Below are 17,023 nucleotides of genomic sequence, written 5' to 3'. Positions count from 1 at the left end.
GCTGCGCATGTTTGTTCGCACCCTGGGGCGTACTGTGCAGATTTCTGCACATAGCCATATTTCACGAGGCCCGGAGAATTGTCGGTTCAGGTAATAAAATCAATAGTTTGATGTTTTTTCGGCAAACTGGCACACCCGTTGCAATTCAACTGGTATCGGCGCCACACACCAACGGCGCCCCGGAAATCAGGTAACATCGCATTCAGGCAACATTGCCTTCAGGTCAGCCAGCAAGGAGTACTGAAATGTCCAACATCGCTTACATCACCGTCAAGGGCGCAACCCAGGGCGACATGACAGCCGACGCGACCACCGCCGACAGCATCGGCAACCTGTGGCAGGAAGGCCATGAGGGCCAGTCCCTCGTGTACCACTTCGAGCAGAACGCCGTTGTTCCGCGGGACCCGCAGTCCGGGTCCATCATCGCCACCCGCCGCCACATGCCGACCACCTTCATGAAACCGGTCGACAAGGCCACCCCGCTGTTGTGGCAGGCATTGGCCACCGGTGAGGCTCTGGAGATCGAAGTGCACTTCTGGCGCACCTCCACGGCCGGTGTTCAGGAGCACTACTACACGATCAAGTTCACCGACGCGGTTCTGGTGGAAGGCAAGACGATCCTGCCGGAACGTCACCGACGACAAGAACGCCTCGCGCGGCGACACCGACAAGTGGTCCTTCACCTACCGCAAGGTGGAATGGACCCACGAAAAGGCCGGCACAAGCGCTTCGGACGACTACCGCGCTCCGGTCACCTGATCGCCAGGACTGACTTCAAAACGAAATTGGGCCGCTTTCTGCGAAGCGGCCCATGCAGCCGGCAGGACGCCCCTCCCGCCGTCTGGAACCGCCCGGCCCTGCACCGGGCGGTTCTTTTTCGTCACAAGCCGGGACGTTCTTTCGAACTTGCGGCCTGGTGATCTACTGCACTCGTGGAAACAGCGTTTCGATCTCGCCAAGGTCGCTGTCGCCCTGCAGCCGATCCAGCTCCGGTTTCCACGGATGGACGGCGTCCGGCGCGTTCAGCATCGTCAGCGCCCGGCCGGCGGATCCCGGGATCACCTGGGTGAGCGCTTCCATGACGACGCGCAGGCAATCGAGGGTCACATAGATCACCGTCTGGCACCGTTCCCTGGTGTCGTCGTTCTTGATCAACTCCCACGGCGCCTGTTCGGCGAAATAGTTGTTCATCTCGTCGGCCACGGTGATGATCGACTGCATCCGGGCCGGGATTTCGGCCAGGCTGATCCAGCCGCCGAGGCCTTCCGTTGCCGCGATCACCGACTTGCGGATGGCTTCGTCGGCTTCCGTAAGGGCGCCCGGCGCGGGCAGTTTGCCGTCGAACCGCGCCTTGGAGAATTTCGCCGCGCGCGACAGCAGATTGCCGATCTTGTTGCCCAGTTCGGTATTGTAGGTCTGCTTGATGAAATCGACAGAGATCTGGCTGTCGCTGTCGGCGCGCATGTGCCGGGCGAGATACCAGCGCAGGGCATCGACGCCGAGTTCCGCGATCACTTCCATCGGGTCGACCACATTGCCGATGGACTTGGACATCTTCATGCCGCCGGCGCCGACCCAGTGGCTGTGCACGGACAGTTTCTTCGGCAGCGGCAGGCCGGCCGCCATCAGCATGATCGGCCAGTAGACACCGTGCGGCTTGAGGATGTCCTTGCCGATCAGGTGCTCGCATTCGGCCCACCAGGGCGCGTAGCTTTCGTCCGGCCAGTCGATGTTGGTCAGGTAGTTGGCGAGGGCGTCGAACCAGACATAGGTGACGAAGTCGGTGTCGAACGGCAGTTCCACGCCAAGGGTCACGCGGGTCTTCGGCCGCGAGATGCACAGGTCGTCCAGCGGCTCGGACAACATCTGCTTCAGCTCGTTGCGGAACGCCTCCGGCTGAACGAAGTCCGGATGGTCCGCAATGTGCTGCAGCAAGCGCTCGCGGAACGGCTCCATCTTCAGGAAATAATTGGTCTCGTCCGTCTGCTCCACCTTCATGGTCGGGTGCAGCGGGCACTGGCCTTCTTCCGTCAGGTCTGATTCTTTCTTGAACTCCTCGCAGCCCTTGCAATAGGTGCCGGTGTAGTTCTTCTTGATAATCAGGTCCCTGTCGAAGATCGACTGCTCCATGCCGGCGACGGCCTGTTTGTGGCCCTCCCGGCTGGTGCGCACGAAATAGTCGTAGGCGACGTCCAGCTTGTCGAAGACACCCTGGAATTCCTTGCAGCGCATGGCGAGAAAGTCGTCGATCGGCATACCCAGATCGGCGGCGGCTTCCTGGTTCTTCTGGCCGTGCTCGTCGACGCCGGTGGACAGCTTCAGTTCATGCCCCAGCGCCATACGGTTGCGTTTCAGGATATCGGCCATGATGGAGGTGAAGGCGTGGCCGATATGCGGGGAACCGTTGACGTAGTAGATCGGGGTCGTGATGTAGCTTTTCATCGACATGCTTTCGGATTTCCGGCTGAAGCGGGCGGAGCGCCAAGATGTGCTGCCGCGCCGTCGCTGGGACAAGCCCAACAATGAGGTTGAAGCTATATTTCACACTCATGAGGTCAAGAAAAGCCCCGCCTCGGGTTTTGCGGGCTCCGGCTTCAGCGCGGGCTTGCCCGATCGACCTGTCCAGAACCATCAGTCAGGTGGTCCGGTTCCGGAAAACGCGTTGGTTAACCGGCCGCCCCGACCTTGAGCCGGGGCCAGCTTCGCGAGTTCTGGGGCAGGTTCCGGATCGAGTCCGGGACAGCGGGGAGGCAACGGTTGGGTATCCTTCCACTCACCCGATCAGCCAGATCCCGCCAAGCACGAACAGGGCCAGGAATGCCGTCTGGGTGGCGAGCATCCAGATCGCCGGGCCGCCGACTTCCAGAAGTTTCGGGATCGAGGTCTTCATGCCGACCGCGGCAATGGCCGCCAGCAGCGCCCAGCGGGACACCTGACCGGCCAGGTCCTTGGCGGGCTCCGGAATCAGGCCGAGGGAATTGAGCGCCGCCAGCACCAGAAACGCGATCACGAAACCCGGCATCAGCGGCGGACGGGCAGCGTCCGGTCCGGTGCTGCTGCGCAGGATCAACGCGGCAACGAGCACGATAGGCGCCAGCAGCGTCACGCGGATCAGCTTGACCAGGGTGGACAGGTCACCGGTTTCCTCGGAGATCGAGAAGCCGGCACCGACCACCTGGGCGACATCGTGGATCGTTCCGCCCAGGAACACCCCCGTCTCGTCCATGGAAAGCCCGAGCGCACTCGTCAGGATCGGATAGAAGATCATGGCCAGCGTCGACAGCACCGTCACCGTGATCACCGTGAATGCAAGATCCCGCTCCGCGTGCTCCCGTTTCGGCAGGATCGACCCGATCGCCATTGCCGCTGACGCGCCGCAGATGGCGACGGCGCCGCCGGAAAGAAACGAAAACAGCCGGTCCTTGCCGAACAGTCGGCCGATCAGCAGCGAAAAGCCGATCGTGGCCAGCACGCCGCAAATCACCAGCAGCAGAAACGGCAGGCCGAGGGCCTGGACCATGTCCACGCTGATACGCACCCCGAGCAGGGCGACGCCGAGCCTGAGCAGGCTGCGCGCGGAAAAGGCAATGCCTTCCGCCGTGCGCTGTTCCTCCGCCAGAAAATTGAGCGGCATGCCGAGCAGGATCGCCATCAGCATGGCGGGCGCACCGTAATGCTCGTTCAGGAACTGCGCCGCGATGGCGACCAGTCCGGCAATGACGAGGCCGGGGAACAGCCGGTTGGCCCGGTCCTTCAATGGTGCAACCAATGTGTGTCCTTTTGCTTTTCTTATCTGTCGACCGGCAGGCCGCTCGGGACCGTGGCGGGAATGCCGAAGGGCGGAGCGGCCACGGAGCCGGTCCCGGTAAGTGCCTTGAGGAACGCCACCAGGTCGGAAATCTCCGCCTCCGCCAGCGCGACAGGCCCAATATCCCTGAACCGGGCATGGCGCGCCATCTCGCGGGCGTCGTTCCAGACCGCGAAATCGACGGCGGCAAGCCAGGGCGCGTCGGGCAGGGCGGCCGTGTCCGGGGCCCATGCCTGCAGCATTCTGTCAGGGGCTAGATGGTGGCGGATGATGCCGTCCAGGGTCGGATAGGCGCCATTATGGCCGTAGGGCGCTGTCAGCTCCACATTCCGGAGCATGGGCGTGCGGAACCGGTAGGCATCTTCCAGCCGGTCGCTTTCGCCCATGCGGCCGACGTCGCGCACCATGGGGTCGAACCGGCGGGTCCGGCCCGGTCCGAAGGGCGGCAGTCCGATCGCGTGGAATTTCTGGTCGCTCATCAGCTTGCCCGAATGGCAGCTCGCGCAATTCGCCTTGCCGTAGAAGAGCGCCATGCCGCGCGTCTGCGCTCCATCCAGGGCTGTCGTGTCACCGGCAATATAGCGGTCGAACGGACTGTCGAGGCTCTGCCATTCGATCGCCTGGAAGGCGGCGAGGGCGTTGGCGATCTCCACGATGGTGACCTGCTCCGGGGTGTCGATATGATCGAAGGCGTCGACGAACAGACGGCCGTAGTCCGGGATCACGCGCACCCTCTTGGCGAGGATCGGCCAGGCGGCATCGATGCGATCGTGGATCGCGCCGGCGATTTCGTTTTCCCTCGGGTTGCCGGACATCTCGAACTGGGCAACCAGCGGAAACACCGCCTGTGCGGCCAGCAGGGAATTGAAGCCGTCGGGCAGCCATTCCTCCGCCGGTGAATTGAAGCCGTTGTCATAGGTGTCCGCAACCGAGAGCCGGCCATCGTGGAAGAGGGTGTGAAGCTCTTTTGTGCCAAGATTCCAGAGGCCTGGAGCGTTTCTCGGAATCCGTTTCCTGATCCGGTCGCCGCCTGTTCCGGCAAGTCGGTCCGGTCCCAGTCCTTCCCCGCCTTCGCCGATGCCGAGCGACAGCCCGTCGCCGGTGCCGTGCCGCGGGTGATGGCATGTGGCGCAGGCAATATTCCTGTTGCCGGACAGGATCCTGTCGTAAAACAGGAGCTGGCCGAGCGCGGCCTGCCTGTGGTCGAACGCAAGGAAATCGGCTTTGGTCAGCGGGGCGGGCAGCTCTGCCGCCAGGGCGGGCACCGAGACAAGAACCAACAGAGGAAACGACAGGACACCATGAAGACGACGTTGCAAGCCGCGATGCTGTATTTTGCCGTTCTGGCCGGGCCGGCTTTCGCCGAAATCGAACAGGCGCGCGACCTGATGGAGGCCAACCGTTACGAGGAGGCGATGAAGGAGCTGTGGCCGGCGGCGCGCTCCGGCAATGCCGATGCCGAGGAGCTGATCGGCGTGATGTACGCCATGGGTCTTGGCGTGGAACGCGATGACCGGCGCGCCTTCGAATGGTATCTTCGAAGCGCCATGAAAGGCCATCCCGGTGCGCAGTCTGGGGTCGGCTGGTACTACGAGGTCGGTCGGGGACTGCCGGCGCCCGATCTCGTCAGGGCCTACATGTGGTACACGCTCTCGGCCATCGGTGGCGATCCCGATGCGGCGATCTCTCTGGAAGAGGTGGTCAAGAAGATGACCGGCGAGGAAATTGAAAAGGCGCATGTCCTGGTCGATGACTACAAGGTCTGGATGTATCCGTTCCGGTGAGGGTCGGTTCTGATCGGATCAAGGCTCCACGCTGAAACCTTCATCGGATTGGAACCGCAATGAAATTGCCGAAGGCAGGAACCCGGCCGTAGCCGGGTTCCCTTGTCAGATCAGTTCAGGTCCGCGTCGCGGGCCCCGTTGACGTCGGTGTCTGCAGCCTGAACGGCTTCTTCCAGCGCGCCGAAGATTTCCTCGCCGCGGCCGACATTGGCCTTGAACCAGTCATAGACCGGTGCGGCGGCTTCCCTGAAGGCGGCCTTCTGATCCGGGGTCGGCACGTAGAGATCGCCGCCGCCGGTAACGAAGTCCTCATAGGCCTGGATGGACTTGCGCTTCGGCGAGGCGAAGGTCGCCTGCTGAAGGGCGTAGAAGCCGTCGACGACCACGCGGCGGAGGTCTTCCGGCATGGACAGGAACTTCTCGTTGTTCATCCACCACAGCGCGCCCATGTAGGCGTGGCCGTCCAGGGTGACATATTGCAGGCCTGCATCCGGGAATTTCATGCCCATGATGTCGGTGATGCCGTTCTTGGAGCCCTCGACGACACCGGTCTGGAACGAGGTGAACAGCTCCGGCCACGGGATCGGGGTCGGGGAAGCGCCAAGGGCCTTGACCAGTTCCTGCGGCAGGTCGGCGACAACGGTGCGGATCTTCAGGCCCTCCATGTCGGCGGGCTCGGCCACCCGGCGCTTGGTGTTGGCGAAGTTGCGCCAGCCGCCGGTGTTGCCGACGGTCATCAGGCGGATGGAATTGTCACTGTCTTCAAGCGCCATGGTGCGCATGGTGCGCACGAAATCGCCGGACAGGACATGTTCGGCGATGCGGTCGTCGCTCATCATGTAGGGCAGGTCGAGGACCTGAACATACGGAAAGATGCCCGATGCGCCGCCGGAGGTGGAGATGTAGATGTCGATCGCGCCGCCGGCGATGCCCTGCAGGCACTCTGCGCCGTTGGAGCAAAGCTGGGTACCGATGAACAGTTCGACTTCGATGGCACCGTTGGAAGCGGCTTCAACGAAGTTCTTGAAGACGACGAGACCGTCATAGTCCTCGTCGTTCTCGTTGGAGTTGGCGGTTGCACGCAGCGTATAGTCCGCGGCCATGGCACTCATGGCCGAGCCGGCGAGCATCGCCGCGACGGTGAGTGTCTTCAAAGTGGTTTTGAGCATCAGGTTCCTCCCATTATAAAGCTCAGGATCAGTTGGCAAATCCGGTCAAACGCGGGATCGTCATCGAAAGTGCCGGGATATAGGTGATCAGGAAGATCACCGCGACCTCCACCGCCAGAAACGGCAGAATGGCCTTGGCTATGGTTTCAACCCGTTCTCCTGAAACCGAAGCCGCGACGAACAGCACCAGCCCCATCGGCGGCGTCGCCAGACCGATGGTCAGGTTGACGCTCATGATGATGGCGAAGTGGATGGGGTCGACCCCCATCGAGATGAAGATGGGGCCGAGGATCGGTCCCAGAATGATGATCGCCGGCCCCGCGTCCAGGAACATGCCGACGATGAACAGCAGCAGGTTGATCAGGAACAGCAGGATCAGGGGATTGTCGGACAGGCTCAGCACGAAACCGGCCATCAGTTCCGGCGCGTGGCTGAGACTGACGACGGTCTTGAAGGCCATCGCCGCGCCGACCAGCAGCAGCACCACGGCGGAGGTGATGCCGGCCCGGTTGAGCACACCGGGAAGTTCTGCCGGCTTGAGCGAATGCAGCACGAAGAAACCGATCACGAGGGCATAGGCAACGGCAACGGCCGCCGCTTCCGTTGGCGTGAACACGCCGAGCAGGATGCCGCCGAGGATGATGATCGGCGTCTGCAGCGGCGCGACCGCCTTCTTGCACACCATGCGGAAGTCGCTGGAGACCGCCCCGCGCAGGCTCATCAGCAGGGCATGGACCAGAACGAGAAACACCGCGAAGAGCAGAAGGGTCATCGCCGTGGAATAGTCCGCAATGCCCAGCCCTCTGGCGGCGATCCCGGCACATGCGGTCGCCAATCCGGCCAGGTTGATCCGCAGCACCACGAACGAGAACCAGTATTCGACAGGCGCCATGGCCTGGCCCGGGTTGACGATCCTTTGGGCTTTCGGCAGATCGTATTTGTCGGCCATGACCCGAACCACCAGCATCAGGCCGATGCCGACCATCACGCCGGGAACGATGCCGGCCAGGAACAGCGCGGCGACGCTCTCGCCCATGACATAGGCGTAGATGATCATGATGCCGGACGGTGGTATGATCGGGCCGATGACGGAGGAGGCGGCAGTCACCGCGGCGGCGAACTTGCGGGTATAGCCCTGTTTTTCCATGGCCGGGATCAGCATGGAGCCGAGCGCGGACGTGTCGGCTACGGCCGACCCCGAAAGGCCGGCGAACAGCATCGACGACAGGATGTTCACATGGGCCAGGCCGCCGCGCAGGTGGCCCATCAGAGCCTGGGAGAACTCCACAAGGCGCATGGTGATGCCGCCCTTGTTCATCAGCTCGCCGGCAAGCATGAAGAACGGAATCGCCATCAGAGGAAAACTGTCCATGCCGTTGTAGACGTTGCGGTAGAGCAGCGTGATGTCGCGCTCCTGGCCGTTCATCCACAGAAGGATGCCAGGCGCGGCCAGCAGGCCGAAGAAGACCGGCAGGCCGATCATCAGGAACAAGAGGAAGACGGGGAGGAACCAGATCAGCATCAGTCAGCCCCCGCCATGTCCGCGTCCGCGATCACCGGCAGGCGCTCAGCTCCGCCCAGGGTGTCGATCAGGTTGCGCAGGATCAGTTCGGCATTGACCAGGATCAGAAGGCCGACGCCGACCAGCAGCGAAGCCATCATCCAGCTGCGCGGGACGCGGATCCACTCGGTGAGCATGAGATTGCCCGGGACATATAGGGAGGCGGTCGCGAACCGGCCGCCGAAGCCGGTGACTTCGGCATAGCCGATCTGGACCGCGACAATGAGGACAGCGAGTGAAATCAGCAGCAGCAGCAGCGACAGAAGGTTGCCGACAAGGCGGGGAAGGGCATGGGTCAGCATGTCGATGGCGACGAACCCGCCGCGCCGGAAGGCGGTCGGGGCCATCAGACCGGTCATCCACAGCATGCAGAAGCGCGCGGCCTCGTCGGGCCAGGGCAGCGCGTTGTTGAAGACATAGCGAAACACGACCTGAATCAGGATCGCGACCACCATCAGGGCCACGGCAGCAATGCCGATCCAGCGTCCGATCCGCAGCAGATGCGAATTGAGCCAGTCGAGCGGTGCAAGGACCGCCAGCAAAACGCCCATGCGGGCTCCTCCCTGGATCGACCTGTTTTCACGAGACATCGTGTGAAAGCGGAAAGCCGATCTTTTTTATAGTGTTAGAGAGACTTTCTTTTTCCGCTCACAGGCGGTGCCTTCTCCAACCTTCCCCTGGTCCAGGCCGCCCACCGGCCTGTCGCCGCGCTTATTCTGGCGCGATTTGTCCGAGTTTGCCTGCAAAAAACGTCAATGCGTCTCCCTGGCGCATTTCCGCCTGCACGACCTCGCCCAGAACGATCAGATGATCGCCGCCGTCATAGGCCGCATAACGTTTGCATTCGAAGCGGGCGAGACAGTTCTCGATCAGCGGCACGCCGTTGTCGTCGACCCGGTAGGTGAGCTGGTCGAAGGCATGGGCGTTGCGCACGAAACCGTTGCAGACTTGCTGCTGCTGATGGCTCAGCACATGGATGGCGTAATGGTCCGCCGGTTCGAAATAACGAAAGCGGCGCGAGCCCTTGTCCGGCATCCAAAGCACCAGCGGCGGCTCCAGCGACACGGAGGAAAAGCTGTTGGCGGTGATGCCGACCGGACCATCCTTCGATCCGGTGGTCACGACCGTGACACCGGTCGCGAAACGGCCGAACGCGTCCCGGAGCAGACGCGTGTTGTCTGCATCCGGTTCGAAGGTAACGGGATGATTGGCTGTCTGCATGGTCATCAGGGCACCTCTTGTCCAAGGGCCGCCTCGTAAAGGCGAAACCAGGTCTGCCGGTCCAGATTGACCTTCAGGGCATCGGAGATCTTGGCGATCCGGTCCGGATTGTTCGTGCCCAGAACCGGCAGAAGCTGTGCCGGATGCGCCAGCAGGAAAGCGACGGCAACCGCGGACCGGTCGACACCGTTTTCAGCCGCGATTTCGTCCAGAACGGCGCCGAGCGGACCGTCTTCGGACATCAGAGATCCGCCGCCGAGCGGCGACCAGGCCATCAGCCTGGTTCCGAGCCGCTGGTGGAACGCCAGGTCGCCGTTGGTGAAGGGCGCGGCTTCCTTCAGGGAGATCTCGATCTGGTTGGTCACCAGCCGTGCCGTCATGGCCGATTGCAGCAGTTCCCAGTCCCAGGGACGGAAGTTGGAGACGCCGACGGCCTTCACCTTGCCGCTTCTGACCAGATCGTCGAGCGCGGCGCCGGTTTCGTGAGCGTCCATCAGCGGATCGGGACGGTGAATCAGCAACAGGTCGATCGTCTCGATGCCCATGTCGGCCAGCGAAGTCTCGACGGACTTTTCGAGATGGGCGCGGGACGTGTCGTAGTGCTTCACCCTGGCGCCGGCGTAGCGGCCCACGGGCGCGACGATGTCGCACTTGGTCACGATTTCCATTTTTCCGCGCAAGGAAGGATTGGCTTTCAACGCACCGCCGAGCACGGCTTCGGCCGTATACCCGCCGTAGATATCGGCCTGGTCGAAGGTGGTGATGCCCTGGTCGAGACAGGTCTGGATCTTTCGCTCCACATAGGCGGGCGAGGTGTCGCTGTCGTCGCCGAGCCGCCACATGCCGTAGATCAGGCGGGAAAATTCGAGCGAGCCGGAGAGTTTGACACGGTCCATTAGCGACGGGCTCCATTGCCGAGCGGGGTGAGTGGGGTTTCGGCCGGAACGCGGCCATAAGCGTGGGGAAGAGAGCAGGTCTTAAGGTTCGGCAGCACCCGTGCCCCGAAATGCTTCGCTTCTTCCTCGTGGGGATAGCCGGAGAAGATGAACGCGCGGATGCCCATTTTCCGGTAGGCCTCGATCTTCGACATCATCTGGTCGGTGGACCCGACCAGGGCTGCTCCGCAGCCGGACCGTGCCCGGCCGACGCCGGTCCACAGGTTGGGTTCGATATAGCCGTGGGCGTCGGCAATCTCGCGGTTCTTCGCCTGATGGCTCACGCCGAGGGATTTGGCATCAAGCGCGCGTTCGCGGATGGCCGTGCCCTGGTCGTCATCCAGCCTGGAGACGATGTAGTCGGCATATTCCTGCGCTTCCTTTTCGGTGTCGCGCACGATCATGTGGACACGCAGGCCGTAATCGAGCGTGCGGCCAAAATTTTCGGCAACCGCATTGACCGCCTTCATGCGGCCTTCCAGCTCTTCGATCTTTTCCGGCCACATCAGGTAGACGTCGCAATGCTGGCCGCACAATTCGAGCGCGGCCGGAGAATACCCGCCGAAATAAAGCAGGGGGCCGCCGGTCTGATAGGGTTTGACGGGATCGGTGGTCAGCCCCTTGAAATTGTAGATCTCGCCTTCGTAGCTGATCTCGTCCCGCGTCCACGCCTGCTTCAGGATTTCGACCACCTCGCGCGAGCGCTGGTAGCGGTAGCCGCTGTCTGCCTGCTCGCCCGGAAAATCGGACGAGATGATGTTGACCGTCAGGCGGCCTTTCAGCATGTGGTCGAGTGTTGCGATGGTCCGGGCCAGCATGATCGGCTGCATCTCGCCGCAGCGGACCGCCGCAAGCAGATTGATCTTGTCTGTGATCGGCGCGCATCCGGCAACGAAGGACAGGGTGTCCTGGCCGACCTGGTAGGACGAGGGGCACAGAATGTTTCGAAAGCCCTGGGCCTCGGCGGTCTTGACGATCGACGAACAGTGCTCCCATGAGGAGCGCAGGCGGCCTTCGGGAACCCCCAGAAACTGATAATCGTCGGAGCACAGTGCGGCAAACCAGGAAACCTCCGCAGCATCGAGATCCGCTGATGTGACCGGAACTACTGTCATGAATCGCCTCTTCCCTGGAGCGCCGGAGTCTTGCCGTCCAGGCCTCTTGGGCGAACGGGTCTCCGTGGTTTTCGTTTGTTTTCGATTGGCTTCATTTCACCATCGATTTTTTCTTGCATATCACCCGGTTTGATGTAAATCAATAGTGTATCAATTTTGCAGGTTAGACAACCGGAACCGCCATGCCAACCGCTTCGCAGTCGCCGAACGCGCTGCCGCTCTACGTCCAGATAAGCGAGCTTTTGATCCGGGATATTGCGTCCGGGCGGCTGATCGACGGCGAGCGCCTGCCCCCTGAACGGGACATGGCGGAAGAGCTGGGGATTTCGATCGGGACCCTTCGCAAGGCCTTGGCGGACCTGACGGAAAAGGGCCTGCTTGAACGCATTCAGGGCTCGGGAAACTACATTCGTCAGGGCGGCACCCAGGAAAGCGTCTACGCCATGTTCCGGCTGGAGCTGCTGTCGGGAGGCGGCTTGCCGCGCGCGGAGATCCTGGACGTCGAGCGCATGCGCAAACCTTCGGACCTGGCCGCCTTCGGCACCAGCGAGGAGGGCACCCGCATCCGGCGCCTCAGGTATCTCAACGATGTCCTGATCGCGGTCGAGGAAATCTGGCTCGACGGCGACGCCGGAACGGTCAGGCGCGATCTCTTGTCCGATTCACTCTACCGTTTTTACCAGAAGCATCTGGGGTTCTGGATTGTCCGTGCCGAGGACAGGGTGACCATCCTGCCGCTGCCGGACTGGACGCCCGGCGTGTTCCAGAAAGCACCGGGCACCATCACGGGGTTCATCGAACGGTTCAGCTGGGCGGACCGCCCCGATCCGATCGAATATTCGCGCACCTGGTTTGACACCGACAGGGCGCATTACGTACAGCGACTGAAATAGCGGATGGAAAATCCGCATTACCGGGAGGAAAACATGGCTGCAAAGGTCAGATACGGCGTCATCGGCTGCGGCATGATGGGGCAGGAACACCTTCGCAACATCGCACTTTTGCCGGACACGGAAGTGGCCGCGATCTTTGAGCCGGATGCGGCAATGGCCGCCGCGGCGGCGGAGATCACGCCGCGCGCGATGTTTGCCGCTTCGGTGTCCGAACTGCTTGATGTCGGCGCACTGGATTGCATTCTGATCGCCAGCCCCAACCACTGCCACATACCGCAGATGGAGGAAATCCGGCGCAAGCGGCCCCTGCCGCTGCTCGTTGAAAAGCCGCTTTTCACCGATCCCAGAGATCTGGCCGAACTGGATGCCTTCAAGGCGGCCTATCCGGCGCCGGTATGGGTGGCCATGGAATACCGCTACATGCCGCCGATCGCAGCGCTGATCGAGCAGGCAGAGCGGGTGACCGGCGGCATCAAGATGCTGACCATCCGCGAACACCGTTTTCCCTTCCTGGACAAGGTCGGTGCCTGGAACCGCTTCAACCGCTATTCAGGCGGCACATTTGTTGAAAAATGCTGCCATTTCTTCGACCTGATGCGCCTGATCATGAAATGCGAGCCGGTGCGCATCATGGCCTCGGCCGGCCAGGACGCCAACCACAAGGATGAAATGTACGATGGCGAACAGCCGGACATCCTCGACAACGGCTATGTCATCGTCGATTTTGAAAACGGCGCGCGGGCCATGCTGGAACTGTGCATGTTCGCAGAAGGGTCACGCTATCAGGAAGAGGTGATCGCGGTCGGCCCGGAAGGCAAGATCGAAGCCTTCGTGCCGGGGCCGGGTCGTTTCTGGCCCGCGGATCTTGGCGATCCGCCGGTGCCGCAACTGGTCGTGTCGCCCCGCAATCCCAAGGGGCCGCGTCAGATCGACATTCCGGTTGACCCCGCAATTCTGGAGGCCGGCGATCACAATGGGTCCACCTTCTACCAGCACGCCGGTTTCGTGGCGGTCGTGCGCGGCGAGAAGACGGACCCCGAAGTGACGCTGGAGGACGGCCGACGGGCCGTCGAAATGGGTCTGGCCGCCCAGAGGTCCGCGCGAACCGGCCAGTCCGTGTCGTTCACGTCACCGGCCGTTTCCTCCGTTGCCTGCTGACAGGCAACCCTCTGTTGCGGGTTCTGCCGGCAAACGCGCCTGCGCGGGCTCCCGTCACTGCCAGTTGTCATTGGGCAGGTGCCGGGCGACGGCATCGGTGCTGTAGCCGTCCCGGCCGCGGCGCATGTTGAGCGCACGGACAGGCACCTGGTAGTTGCGTCCCGTGTCCGACTGCCGGCATTGCCGAGTGCGGTAGGCAATGTTGTTCGGCACGCCGATTGTGTTTTGCACCAGAACGCAGAAGACCTGATACTGGCCATTGAGGGGCACCTCGCGCCGGGCGCCCTGCGCCACGACGATCTGACGGTGCCGATTGAAAGACCGGTCGAACAGCAGAAAGTTGCAATATTTGGAACTGCCGTCGGGCCCGCGGGTGCTCTGGCAGTAGAACACCTCCGCATTGGCCTGGCCGGCGGAGAGAAGCGGCAGAAGCAAGCCTGCGAAGACAGCGGCGGCGGCACCTGCAAGGGCGGTTCGGTAAGCGGTCGGCATGAGATCGGATCCCTGAATTCGTCGCGGATGGTGCAAGTGTCATCTTGCAGCCGGAATATGGCTTCCCGGACTGGAAGCTGAATGTGCCGCGCATCACTGGACATTTCACGGCCGGCTGCGCAGGATCCGATATCCATGTCTTGGCTGATCCGTTTTTCAGTCGATACCGTGCCGAAGCCTGGATCAACCAGCCGGTCACCCACGCGGGAGAAAGCCAGTGCGCAAGGTCCTTTCAGTCCTCATGTCCTCAACCCTTCTTCTCCAGACGGTGCTTGTGGAAGGCGTGCTGGCCGCGCCGGCGGTTACCACGGCCAACGTCAATTTCCGCCAGGGGCCGGGAACCGGTCACGGGTCCCTGGGCACGGTGCCGAACGGGACGCCGGTGGACCTGGAAAATTGTGATGACAGCGGCGCCTGGTGTTCGGTCAGCTACAACGGCCAGAACGGCTTCATCAGCGGCCGGTACCTGCAACTGACGGAGCCGGAGGAGACCACCGGCTGGCCCCGTTCGTTCCGCACGGATGCCGGGGCCACGCTCGTGCTCTATCAGCCGCAATTTACCGAATGGGACAACTTCAAGACGCTCAAGGCACTGGTTGCCGCCGAGTATCTCGAAAACAAGGATGCCAAGCCGGTCTTCGGCGTGATTGGCGTGAGCGGTCAGACCGTGGCGGACCCCGACAAGGGCGACATCAATGTCAGTGCGCTCCAGGTGACACGGCTTGATTTTTCCGCGCTCGGGCGCGAAGCGCTTACGGATCTTTCGCTGCAGGTCGGCAAGATCATGCCCACCGGCACGATCACGGTGAAGGAGGACCGGATCACCGCGGGCCTCGCCGAATACCAGCGCATGGAGGATGTCCAGGGCCTGGGAACGGAGGCCCCGCCGGTTTTCGTATCCACCGAGCCCGCCATTCTCGTGCAGACCGAAGGGGCCCCGATCTTCGCGCCGGTCAAGGGCGTGCAGGGCCTCGGTTTTGTCGTCAACACCAACTGGGACATTCTCAAGATCGACGAAACCGGAGAGCTTTATCTGCGGGACGAAAAAGCCTGGATGTCGACGCAGGACGTATCGGCGGGCTGGCAGCCGGTGACCGAATTGCCCGAGCCTATCAGCAAGCTGCCCGACGACGACAACTGGAGTGACACCCGGGAGGCCATTCCCGCTCAACCGTTCCCCGACAACAAGGCGCCGAAGGTCATTTATTCCGACAAGCCGGCCGAAATGATCCTTTTCGATGGCGAACCGAAACTGGAACCTGTCGAAGGGACCGAACTGGAATGGGCGTCCAACACGGACAGCGACGTGTTTTTCCTGAAGTCCACGTCCACCTGGTACATTCTGGTCTCCGGGCGCTGGTTCAGATCGTCGTCGCTGGAGGGTCCCTGGGTCTTCACCACGCCGGACATGCCCTCGGATTTCCTGAACATTCCCGAAGACGCCCCCTACTACTCGGTGCGCGCCACCATTCCCGGCACCTCGGAAGCCGCCCAGGCCCGCCTGAAAGCGAGTATTCCGACGACGGCGCGGGTCGAGACCGGTTCGCTCAGCGCGGATGTGGCCTATGCGGGGGATCCGGAGTTTACACCGATCGAAGGGACCTCGATGTCCTATGCGCTCAACACGAGCGACCAGGTCATCCAGGTCGGTGCGAAATACTATGTGCTCCAGGACGGTGTCTGGTTCGTCGGCGACAGTCCGGAGGGGCCGTTCGAGGTGGCAACCTCGGTTCCCGACCAGATCTATACCATCCCGCCGTCCTCGCCGGTCTACAACACCACCTATGTGCGGATCTACGAAACCGAACCCGGTGCGGTCTGGTACGGCTACACGATGGGGTATCTGACGGGATTCCTGGCCTGGGGTGTCTTCGTCTACGGCACGGGCTATTATTACCGGCCCTGGTACCGTCCCGGTGTCCGGCCGATCTACTTTCCGCGGCCGGTGACTTACGGCATCGGCGCCTTCTACAATCCCGTGCGCGGCACCTACGGCCGCTATGGCTATGCCTATGGGCCGCGGCGCGGCATCGCCGGCGGCGGCATCTACAATCCGCGCACCGGCGGTTACATTCGCGGCGGTGCCATCAGCGGGCCGCGCGGCAGCGCCGGCTTCATCTCCGCCTATAACCCGCGCACCGGCAATCGCATTGTCGCGGGCGGCGCCAGGGGGATCTACGGTTCGTGGGGTGGCAAGGTCGTCACCGGACCGCAGTGGTCCAGAACGCGCGCCCTTCAGGCCGATGGGGCGAAGCGCTGGCAGCAGGAAGGCGCGGCCGGACGGGTGGCCAGTCTCGATCGGCGCGGCGATGTCTTTGCCGGACGGGACGGCTCGGTCTATCGGCGCGAGGGCGAGAACTGGCAGAAATTCCAGGGCGGCAGATGGGGAGAGGTCGCGGCACCCTCGCGTGACGACATCCGGAACCGGCTCGGGAATGCCGGCGCGGGGGCGGCTATCGGCGCGGGCGGAGCGCTGGCGAACCGGCCGGCCGGCGACAGGACCCGGCCCAATGTCCAGCGCCCCAATGTGCAGCGCCCAACGAATCTGCCGGCCGGCCAGCGGCCAAATGTTCAAAGGCCGAACGTGCAGCGGCCGGCCCAGCGACCGAACGTGCAGAGGCCGCCCGCGCAACGGCCAAATGTGCAGCGGCCCAATGTCCAGCGGCCGGCGCAGCGCCCCGCGACCCGTCCGGCACAGCGGCCGCAGGCGCCCGCCCACCTCAACCGCGACCGCAGGGCGCGTCAGTCCGGCAACAGCCAGGTCAACCGGCAGCGCAACGTGCAGCGGTCCCGGCCGCAACAGGCACGGCCGAAGCGCGGCGGTGGTGGCGCACGCCGCCGCCGCTGAGGCGATCCTCATTCGCGGTGCTGGAGGCGTCTTTCTGTT

The 17,023-nt window shown here is 62.9% G+C and carries 15 protein-coding genes; 5 read left to right on the top strand and 10 right to left on the bottom strand.

The features are described 5' to 3' along the window. Positions 1-245 precede the first annotated feature (245 nt). Positions 246-920, top strand: a complete 675-nt coding sequence (tssD, locus tag AC0VX3_RS18800; protein ID WP_475521791.1) for a type VI secretion system tube protein TssD — start codon at positions 246-248, stop codon at positions 918-920. Position 921: 1 nt separating this feature from the next. On the opposite strand, the gene metG is transcribed toward tssD, so the two are convergent. The 3 genes from metG to AC0VX3_RS18785 all read right to left on the bottom strand — a co-directional run bounded on the left by metG (position 922) and on the right by AC0VX3_RS18785 (position 5,127). After that, positions 922-2,448 carry a methionine--tRNA ligase gene (gene metG / locus AC0VX3_RS18795; RefSeq protein WP_475521790.1) on the bottom strand — a complete coding sequence of 509 codons (1,527 nt, stop codon included), beginning with the start codon at positions 2,446-2,448 and terminating at the stop codon, positions 922-924. A gap of 325 nt (positions 2,449-2,773) precedes the next feature. Further along, positions 2,774-3,769, bottom strand: a complete 996-nt coding sequence (locus tag AC0VX3_RS18790; protein ID WP_475521789.1) for a YeiH family protein — start codon at positions 3,767-3,769, stop codon at positions 2,774-2,776. Positions 3,770-3,789: 20 nt separating this feature from the next. After that, positions 3,790-5,127, bottom strand: a complete 1,338-nt coding sequence (locus AC0VX3_RS18785) for a cytochrome-c peroxidase (RefSeq protein WP_475521788.1) — start codon at positions 5,125-5,127, stop codon at positions 3,790-3,792. On the opposite strand from AC0VX3_RS18785, the gene AC0VX3_RS18780 reads away from it, so the two are divergent. Further along, complete coding sequence (locus AC0VX3_RS18780; RefSeq protein WP_475521787.1) at positions 5,110-5,592, top strand: tetratricopeptide repeat protein; 483 nt, start codon at positions 5,110-5,112, stop codon at positions 5,590-5,592. The two genes, AC0VX3_RS18785 and AC0VX3_RS18780, sit on opposite strands and share 18 nt — an antisense overlap. A 110-nt stretch (positions 5,593-5,702) precedes the next feature. Here the strand turns inward: AC0VX3_RS18780 and AC0VX3_RS18775 are convergent, their stop codons facing one another. The 6 genes from AC0VX3_RS18775 to AC0VX3_RS18750 form a co-directional block, all read right to left on the bottom strand. Beyond that, positions 5,703-6,761, bottom strand: coding sequence for a TRAP transporter substrate-binding protein (locus tag AC0VX3_RS18775; protein ID WP_475521786.1), 1,059 nt, complete (start codon positions 6,759-6,761; stop codon positions 5,703-5,705). 28 nt (positions 6,762-6,789) lie between these two features. Beyond that, positions 6,790-8,283, bottom strand: a complete 1,494-nt coding sequence (locus AC0VX3_RS18770) for a TRAP transporter large permease (RefSeq protein ID WP_475521785.1) — start codon at positions 8,281-8,283, stop codon at positions 6,790-6,792. Next, the gene (locus tag AC0VX3_RS18765) at positions 8,283-8,873 is read right to left on the bottom strand and encodes a TRAP transporter small permease (protein WP_475521784.1); all 591 of its coding nucleotides are present in this window, start codon (positions 8,871-8,873) and stop codon (positions 8,283-8,285) included. Before AC0VX3_RS18765 ends, AC0VX3_RS18770 begins: the two co-directional genes overlap by 1 nt. 160 nt (positions 8,874-9,033) lie before the next feature. Then, positions 9,034-9,549, bottom strand: coding sequence for a flavin reductase family protein (locus tag AC0VX3_RS18760; protein WP_475521783.1), 516 nt, complete (start codon positions 9,547-9,549; stop codon positions 9,034-9,036). After that, positions 9,549-10,439: an aldo/keto reductase gene (locus tag AC0VX3_RS18755; RefSeq protein WP_475521782.1), complete on the bottom strand. Its 891-nt coding sequence runs from the start codon at positions 10,437-10,439 to the stop codon at positions 9,549-9,551. The genes AC0VX3_RS18760 and AC0VX3_RS18755 overlap by 1 nt, the downstream gene beginning before the upstream one ends. Next, positions 10,439-11,593 carry an LLM class flavin-dependent oxidoreductase gene (locus AC0VX3_RS18750; RefSeq protein WP_475521781.1) on the bottom strand — a complete coding sequence of 385 codons (1,155 nt, stop codon included), beginning with the start codon at positions 11,591-11,593 and terminating at the stop codon, positions 10,439-10,441. Before AC0VX3_RS18750 ends, AC0VX3_RS18755 begins: the two co-directional genes overlap by 1 nt. A 182-nt stretch (positions 11,594-11,775) precedes the next feature. On the opposite strand from AC0VX3_RS18750, the gene AC0VX3_RS18745 reads away from it, so the two are divergent. Both AC0VX3_RS18745 and AC0VX3_RS18740 read left to right on the top strand, forming a co-directional pair. Further along, complete coding sequence (locus AC0VX3_RS18745) at positions 11,776-12,486, top strand: GntR family transcriptional regulator (RefSeq protein WP_475521780.1); 711 nt, start codon at positions 11,776-11,778, stop codon at positions 12,484-12,486. A 33-nt stretch (positions 12,487-12,519) separates the two neighbouring features. Then, a complete protein-coding gene (locus AC0VX3_RS18740; RefSeq protein ID WP_475521779.1) occupies positions 12,520-13,644 on the top strand; it encodes a Gfo/Idh/MocA family protein in 1,125 nt (374 codons plus the stop codon). Between the two features lie 54 nt (positions 13,645-13,698). Here AC0VX3_RS18740 and AC0VX3_RS18735 read toward each other — a convergent pair whose 3' ends face one another. Next, entirely contained in the window at positions 13,699-14,136 is a 438-nt protein-coding gene (locus tag AC0VX3_RS18735; protein ID WP_475521778.1) for a hypothetical protein, read from the bottom strand. 241 nt (positions 14,137-14,377) lie between these two features. Here AC0VX3_RS18735 and AC0VX3_RS18730 point away from each other — a divergent pair, with 241 nt between their 5' ends. Further along, positions 14,378-16,984, top strand: a complete 2,607-nt coding sequence (locus AC0VX3_RS18730; protein ID WP_475521777.1) for an SH3 domain-containing protein — start codon at positions 14,378-14,380, stop codon at positions 16,982-16,984. The last annotated feature ends 39 nt before the right edge of the window (positions 16,985-17,023 follow it).

The organism is Roseibium sp. QJM3NY_11, from assembly GCF_056173175.1.
Note: the sequence above shows the minus strand (reverse complement) of the source record. Positions and strands in the feature narration are given on the sequence as shown.